This is a genomic window from Chitinophaga sp. 22308 (genome assembly GCF_052045305.1).
In the GTDB taxonomy this organism is placed as follows: Bacteria; Bacteroidota; Bacteroidia; order Chitinophagales; family Chitinophagaceae; genus Chitinophaga; species Chitinophaga varians_A.
Genome location: NZ_JBQEOP010000019.1, coordinates 1 through 959, shown reverse-complemented (window position 1 = coordinate 959; position 959 = coordinate 1). Strand labels below are relative to the sequence as shown.

The 959-nt window shown below is 54.8% G+C and carries 1 protein-coding gene; it reads left to right on the top strand.

The genetic code is table 11. The annotated features are described in order from the left end of the window. A partial coding sequence (locus ACTJJS_RS33485) for an immunoglobulin domain-containing protein (protein WP_440668403.1) occupies positions 1 to 959 on the top strand: 959 nt, incomplete at both ends.

The following is a 959-nucleotide window of genomic DNA, read 5'->3' as shown; positions in this document are numbered from 1 at the left end:
CCCGGGAGCCGCAGGCGACAGCATCCGCCTGACCATGGCAGCTCCGGGCGGCCTGGCAGATGTAAGCCTGCTGGGTGGTGTGGTGATCACTCAATATAATGGTACAACTGCCGTGAAGGCGGATACACTGGCAGACCTGCTGACCCTGCGTCTGCTGAGTGGCCAGCAATTCAATGCCACTGTGGGCGCTACCGGCACTTATGACCGCGTGGAAGTAAGGCTCACCGGTCTCGCCAATCTGATCACTTCCCTCGATATTTATGGCGCCCGCATCCTGTATCCGAACCCGACCATCAGCGGTACGGGAGATACCGTGTGCGTAAACCAGAAAGCAACCTTGTCAGTAACACCTGCTGCCGGCACTACCGTACGCTGGTACGCTGATTCTACCAGCACTACTGTATTAAGCAGCCAGAACACTTATACTACTGATACCCTGAGAACACCTGGCAAAGTAACTTACTTCGTGCAGGTGGTAGGGGCCAACAATTGCGCTAACCCTGACCGTATACCGGTGACAGTAGTGGTAAATCCGCTGAGCACTGCGGCCGACATCAACCTGGCCGATACCACCCACAGCTGTGTTAGCGGTGCCGCCATGCTGAAACCTACTTCTACCACCGTTACCAATCCGGTATTCACCTGGTATAAAGACGCGAATAAAACAACACCTATCACCAATGGCCTGACAGAAGGTGCGGTACACTATGCATTAGACAGCGTAGGTAATCTCACCATCACTGGCCTTGCCCTTGGCAATTATACTTACTACGTGGCTGTAAGCGGCGCAGGCCGTTGTGAAAATGCAGCAGGTGCCTTGAAACCTGCTGTGGTAAATGTGGTGAACGCTCCGGCTTCACCAGTGGTGACCGGCACTGTTGTAGTGGCGACCGGCCAACAGGCAACGCTCACCGCTTCACCTGTTCCGGGCGCGGTAATTAACTGGTACGCTGATTCTA